This window comes from Methylobacterium sp. AC315 (genome assembly GCF_979253755.1).
Window position 1 is genome coordinate 308890 of the sequence record NZ_CEEDEA010000001.1, and the last position, 17430, is coordinate 326319.

Annotated in this window: 15 protein-coding genes; 11 read left to right on the forward strand and 4 right to left on the reverse strand. The window is 69.9% G+C overall.

The window, feature by feature from the left end; all coding sequences use genetic code 11:
* Positions 1–370: 370 nt before the first annotated feature.
* Together bluB and AC0IY0_RS01420 are read left to right on the forward strand one after the other, a co-directional pair.
* Positions 371–1009 carry a 5,6-dimethylbenzimidazole synthase gene (gene bluB / locus AC0IY0_RS01415; RefSeq protein WP_471762883.1) on the forward strand — a complete coding sequence of 213 codons (639 nt, stop codon included), beginning with the start codon at positions 371–373 and terminating at the stop codon, positions 1007–1009.
* Between the two features lie 150 nt (positions 1010–1159).
* Positions 1160–1669, forward strand: coding sequence for a L,D-transpeptidase (locus AC0IY0_RS01420; RefSeq protein WP_147907943.1), 510 nt, complete (start codon positions 1160–1162; stop codon positions 1667–1669).
* A gap of 10 nt (positions 1670–1679) precedes the next feature.
* On the opposite strand, the gene AC0IY0_RS01425 is transcribed toward AC0IY0_RS01420, so the two are convergent.
* On the reverse strand, positions 1680–1988 hold the full coding sequence (locus tag AC0IY0_RS01425; RefSeq protein WP_147856879.1) for a cupin domain-containing protein: 309 nt from the start codon (positions 1986–1988) through the stop codon (positions 1680–1682).
* Between the two features lie 219 nt (positions 1989–2207).
* On the opposite strand from AC0IY0_RS01425, the gene AC0IY0_RS01430 reads away from it, so the two are divergent.
* Positions 2208–3218, forward strand: coding sequence for a 2-keto-3-deoxygluconate permease (locus AC0IY0_RS01430; RefSeq protein ID WP_419830215.1), 1011 nt, complete (start codon positions 2208–2210; stop codon positions 3216–3218).
* Positions 3219–3232: 14 nt separating this feature from the next.
* Here AC0IY0_RS01430 and AC0IY0_RS01435 read toward each other — a convergent pair whose 3' ends face one another.
* A complete protein-coding gene (locus AC0IY0_RS01435) occupies positions 3233–3457 on the reverse strand; it encodes a DUF1674 domain-containing protein (protein ID WP_147897031.1) in 225 nt (74 codons plus the stop codon).
* Between the two features lie 57 nt (positions 3458–3514).
* Here AC0IY0_RS01435 and AC0IY0_RS01440 point away from each other — a divergent pair, with 57 nt between their 5' ends.
* The 4 genes from AC0IY0_RS01440 to AC0IY0_RS01455 all read left to right on the forward strand — a co-directional run bounded on the left by AC0IY0_RS01440 (position 3515) and on the right by AC0IY0_RS01455 (position 9315).
* Positions 3515–4888, forward strand: a complete 1374-nt coding sequence (locus tag AC0IY0_RS01440; protein ID WP_471762885.1) for an RsmB/NOP family class I SAM-dependent RNA methyltransferase — start codon at positions 3515–3517, stop codon at positions 4886–4888.
* 972 nt (positions 4889–5860) lie between these two features.
* Complete coding sequence (locus AC0IY0_RS01445; RefSeq protein ID WP_147906968.1) at positions 5861–7243, forward strand: dicarboxylate/amino acid:cation symporter; 1383 nt, start codon at positions 5861–5863, stop codon at positions 7241–7243.
* Positions 7243–8178 (forward strand): ROK family protein, encoded by a 936-nt coding sequence (locus AC0IY0_RS01450; protein WP_147906969.1) that lies wholly within the window; start codon positions 7243–7245, stop codon positions 8176–8178. Before AC0IY0_RS01445 ends, AC0IY0_RS01450 begins: the two co-directional genes overlap by 1 nt.
* Positions 8179–8418: 240 nt before the next feature.
* Positions 8419–9315, forward strand: coding sequence for a bestrophin family protein (locus tag AC0IY0_RS01455; RefSeq protein ID WP_471763019.1), 897 nt, complete (start codon positions 8419–8421; stop codon positions 9313–9315).
* Positions 9316–9323: 8 nt separating this feature from the next.
* Here AC0IY0_RS01455 and AC0IY0_RS01460 read toward each other — a convergent pair whose 3' ends face one another.
* Positions 9324–9905, reverse strand: coding sequence for a histidine phosphatase family protein (locus AC0IY0_RS01460; RefSeq protein WP_419830214.1), 582 nt, complete (start codon positions 9903–9905; stop codon positions 9324–9326).
* A gap of 123 nt (positions 9906–10028) precedes the next feature.
* Here AC0IY0_RS01460 and AC0IY0_RS01465 point away from each other — a divergent pair, with 123 nt between their 5' ends.
* The 4 genes from AC0IY0_RS01465 (at position 10029) to metH (ending at position 16270) form a co-directional block, all read left to right on the forward strand.
* Positions 10029–11054 carry an ArsR/SmtB family transcription factor gene (locus tag AC0IY0_RS01465; RefSeq protein ID WP_419830213.1) on the forward strand — a complete coding sequence of 342 codons (1026 nt, stop codon included), beginning with the start codon at positions 10029–10031 and terminating at the stop codon, positions 11052–11054.
* Positions 11055–11129: 75 nt separating this feature from the next.
* Positions 11130–12050 (forward strand): methylenetetrahydrofolate reductase [NAD(P)H], encoded by a 921-nt coding sequence (metF, locus tag AC0IY0_RS01470; RefSeq protein ID WP_419830212.1) that lies wholly within the window; start codon positions 11130–11132, stop codon positions 12048–12050.
* 40 nt (positions 12051–12090) lie between these two features.
* Positions 12091–12342, forward strand: a complete 252-nt coding sequence (locus AC0IY0_RS01475) for a hypothetical protein (protein WP_419830211.1) — start codon at positions 12091–12093, stop codon at positions 12340–12342.
* Positions 12343–12517: 175 nt separating this feature from the next.
* Entirely contained in the window at positions 12518–16270 is a 3753-nt protein-coding gene (metH, locus tag AC0IY0_RS01480; RefSeq protein ID WP_419830210.1) for a methionine synthase, read from the forward strand.
* Between the two features lie 79 nt (positions 16271–16349).
* On the opposite strand, the gene AC0IY0_RS01485 is transcribed toward metH, so the two are convergent.
* Entirely contained in the window at positions 16350–17354 is a 1005-nt protein-coding gene (locus tag AC0IY0_RS01485) for an SMP-30/gluconolactonase/LRE family protein (protein WP_419830209.1), read from the reverse strand.
* Between the last annotated feature and the right edge of the window lie 76 nt (positions 17355–17430).

Genomic DNA, 17430 nt, shown 5'->3' on the forward strand with positions numbered 1-17430 from the left:
GGCCGCGCCGGGACCCCGTGTCGCCCACGACACATCCAAGCGACAAAAAACACGGTTCCGCCCGAATGCCGCCTTTCCCGGGCCGCGTTGCACTGGCACAATACTGCCTGAACCTCGCCGGCTCCTGCCGGACCAGCGGCCGAAACCCAGCTCCCCAGCCTTCGGTCGCCGGTCGGGATTCCAGAATTCGGCACTCCGAGGTTTCGAGACCCAATGACTTCAGGCCGCCCCTCTGGGCGGCCTTTTTTCGTGGCCTGTCCCGCGCCCCGGCAGGAGGGTCGTCCCGAGAGGCCGCTGCCGGCTCCGATGCGCGGCCGGGGTGTTTTCGTTCTCCCGTTTGACGCCGGATGCAGGTAAGGCGAGCCGCATCATGGGTCCGCCCGCCTTCGACGTCAGCTTCATCCAGGCCCTCGACACGCTGTTCGCGTGGCGCCGCGACGTGCGTCGGTTCCGGCCGGACGCCGTGGACCCGGACGCCCTGCGCGCCTGCCTGGCCGCGGCGCACCGGGCGCCGTCGGTGGGCAACAGCCGGCCCTGGCGGTTCGTACGCGTGTCCGACCCGACCCGGCGCGCTGCCGTGGCAAGCGACTTCTCCCGCTGCAACGCGGCAGCCGCGGAGGGCTACGACGCGGCACGGGCCGCCCGCTACCGGGCGCTCAAGCTCGCCGGCCTGAACGAGGCGCCGGAACACCTCGCGGTGTTCTGCGACGACGCCACCGAGACCGGCCTCGGCCTCGGCCGCGCCAGCATGCCGGAGACCCTGGCCTATTCGGTGGTCGGGGCGGTGCAGTGCTTCTGGCTGGCGGCGCGGGCGCGCGGACTCGGGGTCGGCTGGGTCTCGATCCTGGAGCCCGCCCGCGTCGCCGGGATCCTTGCGGTGCCGGAGACCTGGCGGCTCGTCGCCTACCTGTGCGTCGGCCATCCGGTCGAGGAGCATCGCGACCCGGAACTGGAGCGCCACGGCTGGCAGGCGGAAGACCCCCGCGGCGCCGAGTTGTTTGAGCGCTGAGCCGTCCGGCCTCACGATTGAGGCTACTTCTTTACCCTCCCCAAGACTTCCCGGGAGAAGCAGAGCGTCAACCATAGCGCTCAAGGGAACGGCAAGCGCGGCCGTGGATTACTGGCCGGCATACGCTCACGCTTGTCGAGGAAGTCCAGGATGTCGGGTCGGGTGACGGCTTTATTCGGTTTGGCCGGCGCGATGCTGGCGGGTTGCTTCGGGGCGGCCCAGGCGCGGGAGGTGGTGCCGTTCCAGAACGGCGTCGCGCCGGGCTCGGTGGTGATCAGCGTGTCCCAGCGCAAGCTCTACCTGGTGAACGGCGACGGCACCGCGATCCGCTATCCCGTGGCGGTGGGCAAGCCCGGCAAGCAATGGTTCGGCACGGCCGCGATCGACGGCAAGTACGTCGCCCCGGCCTGGTCGCCGCCGGCCGAGGTCAAGCGCGACAACCCCCGGCTGCCGAACGTCATCGCGGGCGGCTCGCCCAGCAACCCGATGGGGGCGGCCGCGATGACGCTGGCCGGCGGAGAGTACGCGATCCACGGCACCAACCGGCCGAACTCAGTCGGGACCTACGCGTCCTATGGGTGCATCCGGATGTACAACCAGGATGTGGTCGATCTCTACGCCCGGGTTGATGTCGGCGCGCAGGTCTACATGACCCGGTGAGGGATTTCCCTTACTTCGCCGGCGGCGCCGTCGCCTCGACGGACGTGAAGGTCTCGAGGATCCGGTAGGTGTGCTCGGCGCCCGCCGGCACACAGTAGGAATCCCCTGGCGCGAGCGCGACCGTCTCGCCGCCGACCACCAGCTCCGCCCGGCCGCTGATGACGTAGCCCACGGTCTCGTGGGGCGAGGACGTCATCGGCTTGTCGGCGTTCGGCTCCTCGGCCCGCCACATGCGCATGCCGAGTCGCTCGCCGCGGGCCAGGGTGATCTCGCCGTGCGGTCCCGCGGCCGCGCCGTGGGCCGATACCTTCGTCGCCATCATCGTCTCCTGTCGGTGAACCAGCCCAACGGCGCCCGGCCCGCGACGTTCCGCGCCCGGTGTCGCGGCCTCGGCCTGGGTCGCCGCTTGACGCCTCCCGGGGGCGACAACAGGATGCGGTACCGGTCCGACAAGGCGCCCGACAGAGGCGTGGGCCGGTGCGACGCCGCGAATCCGTTCGGGTCCGGCGCGTCGCCGAATCGACCGGAGGGACGCGCCATGCAGATCAAGGCGGCGATCGACAGGATTCCCGGCGGGCTCATGCTGGTCCCGCTCCTGCTGGGCGCCCTGTGCAAGACGTTCGCGCCGGGAGCGCCGGCCTATTTCAAGGGCTTCACGCAGGGGATCATGACCGGGGTGATCCCGATCCTGGCGGTCTGGTTCTTCTGCATGGGCGCGTCGGTCAGCCTGAAGGCGACCGGCACCGTCCTACGCAAGTCCGGCACCCTCGTGCTGACCAAGCTGCTGTCGGCCTGGGCGATCGTGCTGGTGGCTGCGCTGTTCATCCCGCCCGAGGGCATCCAGACCGGCTTCTTCGCGGGCCTCTCGATCCTCGCGATCGTCTGCGCGATGGATATGACCAATGGCGGGCTCTACGCCTCCCTGATGCAGACCTACGGCAGCCGGGAGGAGGCGGGCGCGTTCATCCTGACCTCGATCGAGTCCGGCCCGCTGATGAGCATGATCATCCTGGGCGCTTCCGGGGCGGCGCATTTCGAGCCGCAGATCTTCGTCGGCGCGGTGCTGCCGTTCCTGGTCGGATTCCTGCTCGGCAACCTCGATCCAAAACTGCGCGCCCTGTTCGCCCCGGGCGGCCAGCTGATGATCCCGTTCTTCGCCTTCGCGCTGGGCAACACGGTGGATCTCAACAACCTGCTCTCGCCCCTCGCCGGACTCGGGATCGTGCTCGCGCTGGCCGTCATCGTGCTCACCGGGATACCGCTGATCCTGGCCGACAAGGCCATCGGGGGCGGAACCGGGACGGCGGGGCTCGCGGCCTCGTCCACCGCCGGGGCGGCCGCCGCCAACCCGCTGGCGATCGCGGCGGTGGCGCCGCAATTCGCCCCGGCGGCGCAGACCGCCACGGTGCTGGTGACGATCTGCATCATCGTCACGTCGATCCTGGTGCCGATCCTCACCGGGCTCTGGTACCGCCGGTTCGGGGCGGGCGCGGCGGAGGCCAGGGCCAAGCCGCCGCCGACGCCCTTCGAGGGCGTGCCCGCGGAGTAGGGTCGGGGGGCGGCTCAGAAATCGACCGCGAGACCCTTCACCTCCCAATCCTGGTAGCGCACCGGCTCCAGGCCACCGCGGCCGAGATGCTCCGGCGCGGCGCGGATCGCAGCCGCGCGGGCGTCGATCGCGGCCCGGCGCTCGGCCGCCTCGGCCAGGGCACGCTCGGCCGCAGGGCTGAGTTTGCGCGGGGCCGCGGCGGCGCCATCGGTCGCATCCTGTCCGTTCGGGTCTTGCATCGCGGTCGCTCGGGTGTGAGGGCGTGTGTCAGCGGATCATCGGGTTCAGGAGTAGAAGTGGCATCGCGGGACACAGGCCGCAACATTCCGGTCGAGACATCGACGGGTACGCCCGACACCGCGGGGCTCGGCGCCCGGCGGGCCGCCCTGAATGCGGTGGCCGAGATCATCGGCCAGGAGCGCCCCCCGGCCCTCGAGGAGACCCTGGCTCAGGCGATCCGGACGGAGAACCTGAGCCCCGCCGATGCGGGCCTGGCCCGGGCGATCGCGGTGGCGACCTTCCGGCGCTACGGCCTGATCCGGGCGGCCCTCGCCGCCCGGCTCGAGCGCGGCCTGCCGGTCGACAAGCCGCGGCTCACCGCGCTGCTCGCCACCGCGACGGCCCAGATCCTCGACCTCGCGGTCCCCGACCACGCCGCGGTCGATTGCGCGGTGCGACTCGCCAAGGGGGACAACCGCACCGCGCATCTGGCCGGCCTGGTCAACGCGGTGCTGCGCCGGGTCGTGCGGGAGCGCGACGCGATCCTGGCCGCCTCCGCCGACGCGCTGGCCGTCAACACGCCGGACTGGCTGGCGAGCCGCTGGCTTGCGGCCTACGGACCGGAGCGAGCGGCCGCCATCGCGCAGGCCCATCTCGCCGGGGCGGCGATCGACCTGACCCCACGCGGCGACGCGGCCGCGTGGGTCGAGCCGCTCGGTGCGGTGCGCCTGCCGACCGGCTCCCTCCGGCTGCCGGAGAACGGGCCGGCGATTCCCGACCTGCCGGGCTTCCAGGAGGGCGCCTGGTGGGTTCAGGACGCCGCCGCCGCGATCCCGGCGCGGCTGCTCGCCCCGCAGGCGGGCGCCCGGGTGCTCGATCTCTGCGCCGCCCCGGGCGGCAAGACGATGCAGCTCGCTGCCACCGGCGCGCGGGTGACGGCGGTCGACCGCTCGGCGCCGCGGCTGGAGCGCCTCCGCGAGAACGTCGCCCGCCTCGGCCTCGACGTCGAGATCGCGGTCTCCGACGCCCTGGCCTTCCAGGCCCAGGACCACGACGCGGTGCTGCTCGACGCCCCGTGCTCGGCCACCGGCACGATCCGGCGCCACCCCGACGTGGCCTGGACCAAGTCGAAGTCCGACATCATCCGGCTGTCGCTGCTCCAGGTCAGGCTCCTCCAGAGCGCGGCCGAGTTGGTGCGCCCGGGCGGCCGGCTGGTCTACTGCACCTGTTCGCTGGAGCCCGAGGAGGGCGAAGCGCAGATCGCCGCCTTCCTGGCCCGGGACACCCGCTTTGCGCGCGTGCCGGTGCGGCCGGAGGAGATCGGCGGCGCCGCCGAGATGATCGACGGCAACGGGGACCTGCGCACCCTGCCGTGCCACCTGCCCGAGGTCCCGGGCGCCCGCGGCGGCCTGGACGGCTTTTTCGCGAGCCGGCTCGAACGCGTGGGGTGAGGAGCGCCCCGCGGCCCTTTCCGTCATCGCGGGCGCAGCGACGCATCCGAGCAGAGCACGCGCTCGAGAACGGCGGATCCTTGGGCGAGGGACCGCGCGCGACCGGGTGCAGGCCGATCGGCACCCTACGCCGCCCTTGACAATGTTCCTATTTTGTGCTCATTAGCCGTCACCTGTCCTTCGGCGGTGTGGGGGTGACTCCACGGCGCTCCTCGGGGGTCCGTCCGGTGGCTGACCGGCGGGCTCGGGGGATGGGGCGATGCCCGCGTCGGTGGCTCTCAGCCGCCATCGCCCCGGGCGGCGTGCCGATGCAGGGCGTGTCTCGGATGCGGGCGTGAAGATCGGGCGGTAGTCTGCCCGGCGGGGTGCGGAAATGCCCCCGCGGCGACCCGGATCTGGGCGTGACCCTCAGAAACCTGCGGACCCGCCCACTACGAGGCGGATGTCGGGTGGAAGGCCACGGCGGTGATGCGGGTTCCGGGGGCGTCTCGGCTGCGATTGCGGCTTGGGCGCCATGGGCAGTGACCGCTAACACGGAGTCGCGGGGATCGGGGCGTCGCACAGACATCGCGACGAGACAGACGGCACCGGCCGGGGACCATGCCCGGCCGATGCCGCGGGTCGCCGCGGGGATCGGATCCCGCGCGTAACTTGGCCGACACCTGGGTTCCCGCGGCGTCCCGCGTCCAGCGTGAGGAGACTTCTTGGGCCATGCCCCCGGCGCACCAGGCGCGCGGGGACGATGAGGCCTGTCGGGAGGTCGCGTGCGAACCGTTGATTCGATCCGTCTGGTATGGATCGACTAGGTTGGCTGATGAATATCCGCCGCCGAGATCTTTCGGCCGGGGATCGATAGGTTTTTGTCACACTTCGTTCGAGGAGTAAGGCAGAGCCGCCGTTGAGGCGGGGAACGATTATCGCTAGCGTGCCGCCATATCGGGAGGATGCACGGCAACCGTGCACGGGATGGATATGGCACACGCAACCCACGCGACGACCGCGCCCGGCGCTCCCCGCGAGCCCTGGTACAAGGTCCTCTATATCCAGGTCCTGATCGCCATCGTGCTCGGCGTCCTGCTGGGCTGGTACGACCCGGCCACCGGCAAGGCGATGAAGTGGCTCGGCGACGCCTTCATCGGCCTGATCAAGATGATGATCGCGCCGATCATCTTCTGCACCATCGTACACGGCATCGCGTCTGTCGGTGATCTCAAGAAGGTCGGCCGGGTCGGCGTGAAGGCGCTGGTCTATTTCGAGGTCGTCTCCACCCTGGCGCTGCTGATCGGCGTGCTGGTCGGCGAGGTGATCCGGCCGGGTGCCGGCTTCAACGCCGACCCGACGAAGCTCGATGCCAGCAAGGTCGCGAGCTACGCCAACAAGGCGGCCGCCGATTCCACCGTCGCCCACATCCTGGCGATCATCCCCAAGAGCTTCCTGGATCCCTTCGCCACCGGCGACCTGCTGCAGGTGCTTCTGATCTCGATCCTCACCGGCGTGGTCGTGACCAGCCTCGGCGAGCGCGCGGCCGCGGTGAACAGCGCGATCGATACCGCCGGGCAGATCTTCTTCAAGATCATCGGCATCGTGGTGAAGCTCGCCCCCGTGGGCGCCTTCGGCGCGATGGCGTTCACCATCGGCGAGTACGGCATCCAGAAGGTCTACGACCTCGCCTGGCTGGTCGGCACCTTCTACGTCACCGCGATCCTGTTCGTGGTCGTGGTACTGGGCAGCATCGCCAAGGTCGCGGGCTTCTCGATCTTCCGCTTCCTCGCCTACATCAAGGACGAGCTGCTGATCGTGGTCGGCACGTCCTCGTCGGAGACCGTGCTGCCGCAGCTGATGACCAAGATGCGCCGGCTCGGCGCCTCGGATTCGGTGGTCGGCCTCGTGGTCCCGACCGGCTACTCGTTCAACCTCGACGGCACCAACATCTACATGACGCTCGCCACGCTGTTCCTGGCGCAGGCGGTGGGTGCGGACCTGACCTTCGCGCAATACGCGACGATCATCCTGGTGGCGATGCTGACCTCGAAGGGCGCCTCCGGCGTCACGGGTGCCGGCTTCATCACCCTGGCGGCCACGCTCTCGGCGATCCCGAACAGCCCGGTCCCGGTCGCCGCCATGACCCTGGTGCTCGGTATCGACAAGTTCATGTCCGAGTGCCGCGCGCTCACCAACCTCGTGGGCAACGGCGTCGCCTGCGTGGTGGTCAGCCGCTGGGAGGGCGAGCTCGACATGGCCAAGCTCAACGAGGTCATGGCCCATCCGGTCGCGATCGGCACCGACATCTCCGATCACGCGCCGCAGCCGATGGGGACCGACACCAAGGTCACCAAGGTCGCCGCGGCGGAGTGATGCCGGCGCCCAGCGGGCGGGCTCGCCTCGGCATCGATCTCGGCGGCACCAAGATCGCCGGGATCGTGCTGGATTCCAGCGGCGCGACCCTGGCCGAGGCCCGGGTCCCGGCCCCGCGCGGCGATTACCGGGGCACCCTCGACGCCCTGGCCGCCCTGGTGGAGCGACTGGAAGCCGAAGCCGGCGCCGCGTCCGGCGCTCCTTGCAGCGTCGGCATCGGCATGCCCGGCAGCCTGTCGCCGGCGACCGGCCTCGTGCGCAACGCCAACTCCCACTGGCTCAACGGTCATCCGTTCGGGATCGACCTCGCGCAGCGGCTCGACCGTCCGGTCCGAATCGAGAACGACGCCAACTGTCTCGCGGTCTCTGAGGCGGTCGACGGCGCCGGGGCCGGCGCCCGGGTGGTCTGGGCGGTAATCCTGGGCACCGGGGTCGGATCGGGCATCGCCATCGACGGCCGCGTGCTCACCGGCCGCAACGGCATCGCGGGCGAGTGGGGCCACGGCCCCCTGCCGGCGCCCACCCCCGACGAGCAGCCAGGACCGGATTGCTATTGCGGTCGCCGGGGCTGCGTCGAGACCTGGCTGTCCGGGCCAGGACTCGCCGCCGACCATGCCCGTCGGCACGGCGGCCATCGCACCGCCGAGGCTGTCGTCTCCGCCGCCCGCGACGGCGACGAGGACGCGCGGAAAACCCTGACGACGCATCTCGACCGGCTCGGGCGCGCCGCGGCCCAGGTGGTCAACCTGCTGGATCCGGACGTGATCGTGATTGGCGGCGGCCTGTCGCGCATCCCCGAGCTGATCGCCGGACTGCCCGGTGCGATCGCCCCGCACGTCTTCTCCGACGCCTTCGACACCCCCGTGCGCGCCAGCCTCCATGGCGACGCCTCCGGGGTGCGCGGGGCGGCCTGGCTCTGGGAAGCCGACCGATAACACCGGCTCAAGAGCTGGCCGCCGCTCCGGGATGCCGATGCGCCGGTGCCGGAGGAGCCTTGGACATCGCGGTCGTCGGGCGAACCTGAAAGTTACCTCCAAGGCCCGGCCGGGCGGCGCAGCCCGGGGCAAGGCGGCGGGAGACCACAGGCGGGAGACCACAGGGACGTGTACGGCGGGCCCCTTGCCCATGCCGGGAGGGCAGGGCAGGAGGGCCGCACCCGCTACCGCGAAGCCCCGATGATCGTCCGCACCCGGCCCAACCTGTTCACCCTGCTGTTCACGATGCAGGGCTCGATCCTGCCGCGGGTGGCCCAGAAACTCGTCGGGATCGTCGCGGTCTCCTGCCTGGTGGTCTGGGCGGAGGCGCGCTGGCCCGCTTTCTTCCCGGTGACCGCCGGGGTCGCGCCGTTCACGCTGGTCGGCCTCGCCCTGTCGATCTTCCTGAGTTTCCGTAACAACGCCTGCTACGAGCGCTGGTGGGAGGCTCGGAAGGCCTGGGGCAGCCTGATCGGCGAGGTGCGCAACCTCGCCCGCCTGATGCCGGCCCTGCTGCCGGCCGCCGAGGCGGCACCCCAGCTGCGGCGCCTGTCGGCCTTCGCGCACGGCCTGCACGCCCGCCTGCGCGGCCTCGACGAGGCCCGCACGGTGGACGGGAAGGCGCCGGGCTCGGACCTCTGCGGCCCGAACCCGACCGATTCGGTCCTGGCCGCCATGACCCGCGACCTCGCCGGGCTGATGCGGGCCGGGCGCCTCACCGACATCCAGTTCGGCCTCCTGGAAACCCGGATCGAGGCCCTGTCCGGGGTGCACACCGCCTGCGAGCGGATCGCCAACACGCCGCTGCCCTTCGCCTACACGCTGCTCGTCTACCGCACGGCCTGGCTCTACTGCCTACTGCTGCCGGTGGGCCTCGCGGGCTCGCTCGGCTGGGCGACGCCGGTCGTAGTGGCGCTCGTCGGCTACACGTTCTTCGGCCTCGACGCCCTCGGCGACGAATTGGAGGAGCCGTTCGGCACCGAGCCGAACGACCTGCCCCTCGATGCGATGGTCCGGGCCGTCGACCGCATCGTCCACCACGCCCTGGGCGAACCGATGCCGGCGCCGCTCGCACCGGACGGGTATTGGCTGCGGTAGCGCCGGGATCAGCAGTTCCAGGCACGCAGGACCGGTTCGCTCCGGTCGTGCTCGTAGCCCAGCACGCTGACCCTGGCGGTACCGAGCACCAGCAGCGCGCCGCCCTCCGGCGGCAGGCCGATCCAGCGGGCGGCGAGCACGCGCAGACAATGGGCACTAGAAAAGAGGATCAGGTCCGCATCCAGGGCGCGGATCCGGGCGATGACCCGGTCGGCCCGGGCGCCGACATCGGCGGCCGTTTCGCCGCCGGGGCAGCCGTCGCGAAAAAGCCGCCAGCCCGGGCGCTCGGCCAGGATCTCCTTCGTGGTCCGGCCCTCGTAGGCGCCGTAATCCCACTCGGCGAGGTCCGGATCGATCGTGCGGTCCGCGCCGAACCCCGCAAGCGCGCAGGTGGTCGCCGCGCGGCTCGACGGGCTCGACCAGACGGCCGCATAGGCTCCGGCCGCCAGGCGCGGCGCGAGGGTGCGGGCCGCAGCCTCGCCCGCCGGCGTCAACGGGATGTCGCTGCGCCCGGTATGTTGCCCGGACAAGCTCCAGGCGGTCTCACCGTGGCGGACCAGAGTGATCTGTGGGAGCTTGGTCTGGGACATGCGCGCCTCCGGGTGCCTGCACGCAACGCACCTGCACGCATCCGGCACACAAAAACCAGGCAATACGCTGGCACCGCAACATCACCCTTGCGCCTCTGATGAAACGGACATAAACATATCTTTATGTCTAGCGCTGAGAGTCGAACGGCGGGATCGATCCCTTTTCCAGAAGCCCTGGGCGTCCTGCGCGCGGCGGCCGAGGAGACGCGCCTGCGCATCCTGGCGCTGCTCACCGACGGCGAATTGTCGGTCTCCGACCTCACCGACATCCTGGGCCAGTCGCAGCCGCGCATCTCACGCCACCTCAAGCTCTTGGTGGAAGCCGGTCTCGTCGAGCGGCATCGGGAAGGAGCCTGGGCTTTCTTCCGCCTGTCCGAGGCCCGTGCCGGCCTGGCCGACCCCCTCCTGTCCGGGTTGGACCGGAATACGCCACCGCTCTCGGAGGATCGGGCCCGGCTCGACGCGGTCCGCACCCAGAGGGCCGAGACGGCCCAGACTTTCTTTGCCCGACTGGCGCCCAAATGGGATGAGCTGCGCTCCCTGCACGTTCCCGAGGCGACGGTCGAGGCGGCGGTCCTCGATGCGCTGGGCGAGCGTCCCCTCGGCAGCCTGATCGATCTCGGCACCGGCACCGGCAAGATGCTCGGCCTGCTCGCCCCGCGGGCCGTCCGGGCCACCGGCCTCGATTCGAGCCACGCCATGCTGTCGGTCGCCCGGGCCAACCTGGAGCGGCGGGGTTTGTCGCGCGTGGACTTGCGCCAGGGCGATATCCACGCGCCGCCCTTCGCCCGGGCGAGCTTCGATCTGGTGGTGGTGCATCAGGTGCTCCACTATCTCGACGATCCGGCCCGTGCCCTGCGGGGCGCCGTGCGTCTCGTGGCGCCGGGCGGACGGCTCCTGGTGGTGGATTTCGCGCCGCACGATCTCGAATTCCTGCGGACGAGCCAGGCCCATCGCCGGCTCGGCTTCTCCGCGGACCAAGTCTCCGGCTGGCTGGCCGAGGCTGGGCTCGCCACGGTCGCAACCCGCGATCTGGTGCCCCGGGAGGTCGGCCAGCTGACCGTCACGCTGTGGCTCGCGCAGGAAGCGAGTCACCGGCAGGCCGGCCTCGACCGCGCCGCCGAACCGCTCCAGCGAGCGGTCGCCTGACCCCGAAGTCCCGCGACCCTCACACAACCTGTCACCCTTATCGTCTGAACCGACCGACATAGAGGACGAGATCCGATGCGCCGCCCCACCCACCGCGCCAGCCGAGACGGCTACCACCCGATCCGCGTCTCGATCGAATTCTTCCCGCCCAAGACCGACGAGATGGAGAAGGTCCTGTGGTCGTCGATCGAGCGTCTGGCACCGCTTCAGCCGAAATTCGTCTCCGTGACCTACGGGGCGGGCGGCTCGACCCGGGAGCGCACACACAACACGGTCGCCCGGATGATCCGCGAGACGACCCTCAAGCCGGCTGCGCACCTGACCTGCGTGGATGCCAGCCGCGAGGAGATCGACGCGGTTGTGCAGTCCTATTGGGATGTCGGCGTCCGCCACATCGTGGCCCTGCGCGGCGATCCGGCCGACGGCGTCGGCCACGCCTACCGGCCGCATCCTGAAGGCTACGCCACGACCGCGGAGTTGGTGGCGGGAATCAAGCGCATCGGCGACTTCAAAGTCTCGGTCTCGGCTTATCCCGAGAAGCACCCGGAGGCCGCCACCCTCGATGCCGACATCGACGCCCTGAAGGCCAAGGTCGATGCCGGCGCCGACCAGGCGATTACGCAGTTCTTTTTCGAGAACGAAGTCTATCTGCGCTATCTCGAGAAGGTCCGGGCCGCCGGGATCACGATCCCGATCATCCCGGGCATCCTGACGGTGCAGAACTTCAAGCAGTCGGCGAACTTCGCCCGGCGCACCGGTGCCTCGGTGCCCTACTGGCTGGCAGCCCGGTTCGAGGGGCTGGACAACGACGTGGAGACCCGCCGGCTCGTCGCCGCCGCCGTGGCGGCCGAGCAGGTGCTCGACCTGGTGGACGAGGGCGTCCAGGACTTCCACTTCTACTCGATGAACCGCTCCGACCTCGTCTACGCGATCTGCCACCTGCTCGGCCTGCGCGCGCAGGCGCCGAAGCTGGCGGCGGAGAAGGCGGCGGCTTAAATTCAGCTGCGCCCGGTTCGGGCGGCAGGGGGTTAGGACCATGGCCGAACCGCAGGATAGCGTTCTTCCGATTCGCCGGGGGATACGGACCGATATACGAGACCGCAGGCGGAATGCCGCGCGCGCGTTCACCGTGGTCAACCGTCGACTCGACCAAATCGAGCGTCGGTCCGGCAATCTTCAGGCCGCCGTCGACGGCGAATCGCTCCTCGGGCGCTACGCGGCGGCCGAGGTCGAAGAACGTGTCGACGCGATCGAGACGCGGCCCGCCGCCCTGGGGAAGGCGCACTGATCCGGTCGAACGCCGGACCGGTTCAAGACAAGATCACACCCTCCGCCTCGTCCTGAGGTGCCGCGACGCGGCCTCGCGGGAGGGTTCCAGGGAACGCTAAGACATCTGGAGGCCTCCTTCGAGGCCTCCGTTTCGCTCCGGCACCTCAGGTTGAGGTGATCTGTTGGGACCGATCATGACCGACTTTCCGCCCGTCGACGGCACCGAGATCGCAACCGCGCTGCGCCAGCGCGCGTCGGAGAAGATCCTCGTCCTCGACGGGGCGATGGGCACCGTCATTCAGCGGCTCGGTCTGACCGAGGCGGATTTCCGCGGCGACCGGTTCAAGGATCATCCGAACGACCAGAAGGGCAACAACGACCTCCTGATCCTGACGCAGCCGGACGCGATCCGGCAGATCCATCTGGATTACTTCCTGGCCGGCGCCGACGTCTGTGAGACCAACACGTTCTCCGGCACCACCATCGCGCAAGGCGATTACGGCCTCGAATCGATCATCCACGACCTGAACCGAGAGGGCGCGCGGCTCGCCCGCGAGGCGGCGCAGCTCGCTGAGAAACAGGATGGTCGCCGCCGCTTCGTCGCCGGCGCCATCGGCCCGACGAACCGTACGCTGTCGATCTCGCCGGACGTGAACAATCCCGGCTACCGCGCAGTGACCTTCGATCAGGTCAAGACCGCCTACATGGAGCAGGTCCGCGGCCTGATCGCCGGCGGCGCCGAGCTGATCCTGATCGAGACGATCTTCGACACGCTCAACGCCAAGGCAGCAGTGGCCGCGGCCTGGGCCGTGTTCGAGGAGACCGGGATCCGCCTGCCGATCCAGATCTCCGGCACGATCACCGACCTGTCGGGCCGGACGCTGTCGGGCCAGACTCCGGCGGCATTCTGGAATGCGCTCCGCCACTCCGATCCGCTGACCTTCGGCCTGAACTGCGCGTTGGGCGCCCGCGAAATGCGCGGCCACATCGCCGAGCTGTCGCGGATCTGCGACACCCTGGTCTGCGCCTACCCGAATGCCGGCCTGCCCAACGAGTTCGGTCTCTACGACGAGAGTCCGGAGGCCATGGGGGCGCTGGTCGGAGAGTTCGCGCAAGCCGGCCTGGTCAACATGGTCGGAGGGTGCTGCGGCACCACGCCGGATCATATCCGGGCGATCAGCGAGGCGGTCGCCGGCAAGACGCCCCGGCAGACCCCCGAGATCCCGCGCCTGATGCGGCTCTCGGGCCTGGAGCCCTTCGTGCTCACCAAGGAAATCCCGTTCGTGAACGTCGGTGAGCGCACCAACGTCACCGGGTCGGCCAAGTTCAGGAAGCTCATCACCAACGGCGACTACGCCGCCGCCCTCGATGTCGCCCGCGATCAGGTCGCGGCGGGCGCCCAGGTGATCGACGTCAACATGGACGAAGGCCTGCTCGACTCGCAGAAGGCGATGGTCGAGTTCCTCAACCTCGTCGCTGCCGAGCCCGATATCGCCCGGGTCCCGGTCATGGTCGATTCCTCGAAGTTCGAGGTGATCGAGGCCGGCCTGAAATGCATCCAGGGCAAGGCGATCGTGAACTCGATCTCCATGAAGGAGGGCGAGGAGAAGTTCATCGAGGCCGCCAAGATCTGCCGCTCCTACGGGGCTGCCGTGGTGGTGATGGCCTTCGACGAGCAGGGCCAGGCGGACACCTACGAGCGCAAGGTCGAGATCTGCACCAAGGCCTACCGGATCCTGACCGAGCAGGTCGGCTACCCGCCGGAAGACATCATCTTCGATCCGAACATCTTCGCGGTGGCGACCGGCATCGAGGAGCATAACGGCTACGGGGTCGCCTTCATCGAGGCGACCCGGACGATCCGCGAGACCCTGCCGCACGCCCACATCTCAGGCGGCGTCTCGAACCTGAGCTTCGCGTTCCGCGGCAACGAGCCGGTGCGCGAGGCGATGCACGCAGTGTTCCTGTTCCACTGCATCCAGGTCGGGATGGACATGGGTATCGTCAACGCCGGCCAGCTGGCCGTCTACGACGAGATTCCGGCGGAGCTGCGCGAGCTGTGCGAGGACGTGGTCCTCAACCGCCGGGACGATTCCACCGAGCGCCTGCTGGAATCGGCCGAGCGCTTCAAGACCGGTGCCTCCGCCCAGGCCAAGACGGCCGACCTGACCTGGCGCGAAGCCCCTGTGGCCAAGCGCATCGAGCACGCGCTGGTCAACGGCATCACCGAGTACATCGTCGCCGACACCGAGGAGGCGCGGCAGGGCGTCGAGCGCCCGCTCCACGTCATCGAGGGCCCGCTGATGGCCGGCATGAACGTGGTCGGCGACCTGTTCGGCGCCGGCAAGATGTTCCTGCCCCAGGTGGTGAAGTCCGCCCGGGTGATGAAGCAGGCGGTCGCCTATCTCGAGCCTTACATGGAGGAGGAGAAGCGCGCCAATGGTGGCGACGGCAAGCGCCAGGCCGCCGGCAAGGTGCTGATGGCCACCGTGAAGGGCGACGTCCACGACATCGGCAAAAACATCGTCGGCGTCGTGCTGGCCTGCAACAACTATGAGATCATCGATCTCGGCGTGATGGTCCCGGCCGCCAAGATCCTCGACGTGGCCCGCAAGGAGAACGTCGACATCGTCGGCCTGTCCGGCCTGATCACGCCGTCGCTCGACGAGATGGTCCATGTCGCGGGCGAGATGGAGCGCGAGGGTTTTTCCGTGCCGTTGCTGATCGGCGGCGCCACCACGAGCCGCGTCCACACCGCGGTGAAGATCCACCCGGCCTACGCCAAGGGTCAGGCGGTCTACGTCACCGATGCGAGCCGCGCGGTCGGCGTGGTGTCGAGCCTGCTGTCGAAGGAGACCCGCGACACGACGATCGAGAAGGTGCGTGCCGAGTACGCCAAGGTCTCGGCCGCCCATGCCCGCTCGGAGCTCGACAAGCAGCGCCTGCCCCTGGCCAAGGCCCGGGCCAACGCGTTCAAGGTCGATTGGTCGGGCTACGCGCCGAAGAAGCCGGCCTTCACGGATGCCCGGGTGTTCGGGTCTTACGAGGTCGCCGACCTCGTCCCCTATATCGACTGGACGCCGTTCCTGCAGACCTACGAGTTCAAGGGCCGCTTCCCGGCGATCCTCGACGACCCGGACCAGGGTCCCGCTGCACGCGCCCTCTACGAGGATGCGCAGGAGATGCTCAAGCAGATCGTGGCGGAGCGCTGGTTCAACCCGAAGGGCGTGATCGGCTTCTGGCCGGCCAACAGCGTCGGCGACGACATCGTGCTCTACACCGGCGAGAGCCGCAGCGATCGGCTGGCGACCTTCCACGGTCTGCGCCAGCAGCTCTCGAAGCGTGACGGCCGGCCCAACACCTGCCTGTCGGACTTCGTCGCCCCCGCGGAAACCGGCATCGCCGATTACGTCGGCGGCTTCGTGGTGACGGCCGGCCTGGAGGAGGTGCGGATCGCCGAGCGGTTCGAGCGGGCCAACGACGATTACCGGGCGATCCTGGTGAAGGCGCTGGCCGACCGGATCGCCGAGGCCTTCGCCGAGCGCATGCACGAGCGCGTCCGTCGGGAGTTCTGGGGCTACGCGGCGGACGAGAGCTACACGCCGGCGGAACTGACGAGCGAGCCCTATGCCGGCATCCGCCCGGCCCCGGGCTACCCGTCCCAGCCCGATCACACCGAGAAGACGCAGTTGTTCGATCTCCTGAAGGCCGAGCGACGGATCGGGGTGAAGCTGACCGAGTCCTACGCCATGTGGCCGGGCTCCTCGGTCTCGGGACTCTACCTGGCGCACCCGCAAGCGCATTACTTCGGCGTCGCCAAGGTCGAGCGCGATCAGGTCGAGGACTACGCCCTGCGCAAGGGCATGGACATCCGTGAGGTCGAGCGCTGGCTCGGGCCGATCCTGAACTACGACCCGACGCGGTATCTGGCGGAGGCCGCGGAGTAGGGCGGCAGCCACGCCTCCAGCGGCGGCCCGACTCCGTAAAGCGGGGTCGCCGCCGGATGCGTCGTGCGATCGACCGGGATCAGCAGGTCCCGGCGCCGCGCGTGTTGACGTAGAGCGCGTAGACCGAATGCGAGGCGGACATCAGCAGCAGGTTGCGCTCGAGGCCGCCGAAGCAGAGGTTGGCGCAGCGCTCGGGCAGGCGGATCCGGCCGATCGGCTTGGCTTGCGGCGACAGGACGAGCACGCCGTCCTCGGCCTCGCTCATGCCCCAGCCGCACCACAGGTTGCCATCGACGTCGACCCGGAATCCGTCCGGCGTCCCCGTGCCGGCGTCGAAGAACACCCGTCCGTTGGCGGCCTTGGTGCCGTTATCGACGATGTCGTAGACGCGGATCAGGCGGTTCGGCTTGGCGCGCGCCTCGATGACGTAGAGCTTGGACTCGTCCGGTGAGAAGGCCAGCCCGTTCGGACCCGCGAGCCCCGCCACTGCAAGGCTCGCCTGCCCGCTGGCCGGGTCGATCCGGTAGACGTTGCCCGGAAGCTCCGGAGCCGCCATCGACTCGTGCGGGTTCGGCCCGAAGGCCGGGTCCGTGAACCAGACGGCGCCGTCGGAATGGCAGACCACGTCGTTGGGCGAATTGAGCGGCTTGCCGTCGAACCGATCGAGCAGCGTGGTGATCGAGCCGTCATGCTCGGTCCGGGTGACGCTCCGGGTCTTGTGCTGGCAGGTGACGAGGCGCCCTTGCCGATCCCGGGTGTTGCCGTTGGCATAGGCGGACGGCTTGCGGAACACCGTGAGCGCGCCGGAGGCCTCGTCCCAGCGCATGATCCGGTCGTTGACCACGTCGCTGAACAGCAGCGCCCCCATGTCGCCGAACCAGACCGGCCCCTCGGCCCAGCGCAGGCCGGTGGCGACCCGCTCCACGGTGGCGGAGGCCAGGCGGTACTTGGCAAAAGCCGGATCGAGCACCTCGACGGCCGGATCGGGCACACGCTGCGACGGCTCCCATCCGGCTCCGGCGGCCCGCGCGGCTCCAAGCAGGGCCGCACCCGCGAGCAGGCCCCTGCGTGCGATCGTGGCCATATACCCTCCCTCTCCGTTTCCGCCGCCGGCGCTTGCCGACAGCGTGCAGGCCGCTGTGCCGATGGGCTTCCTTGCG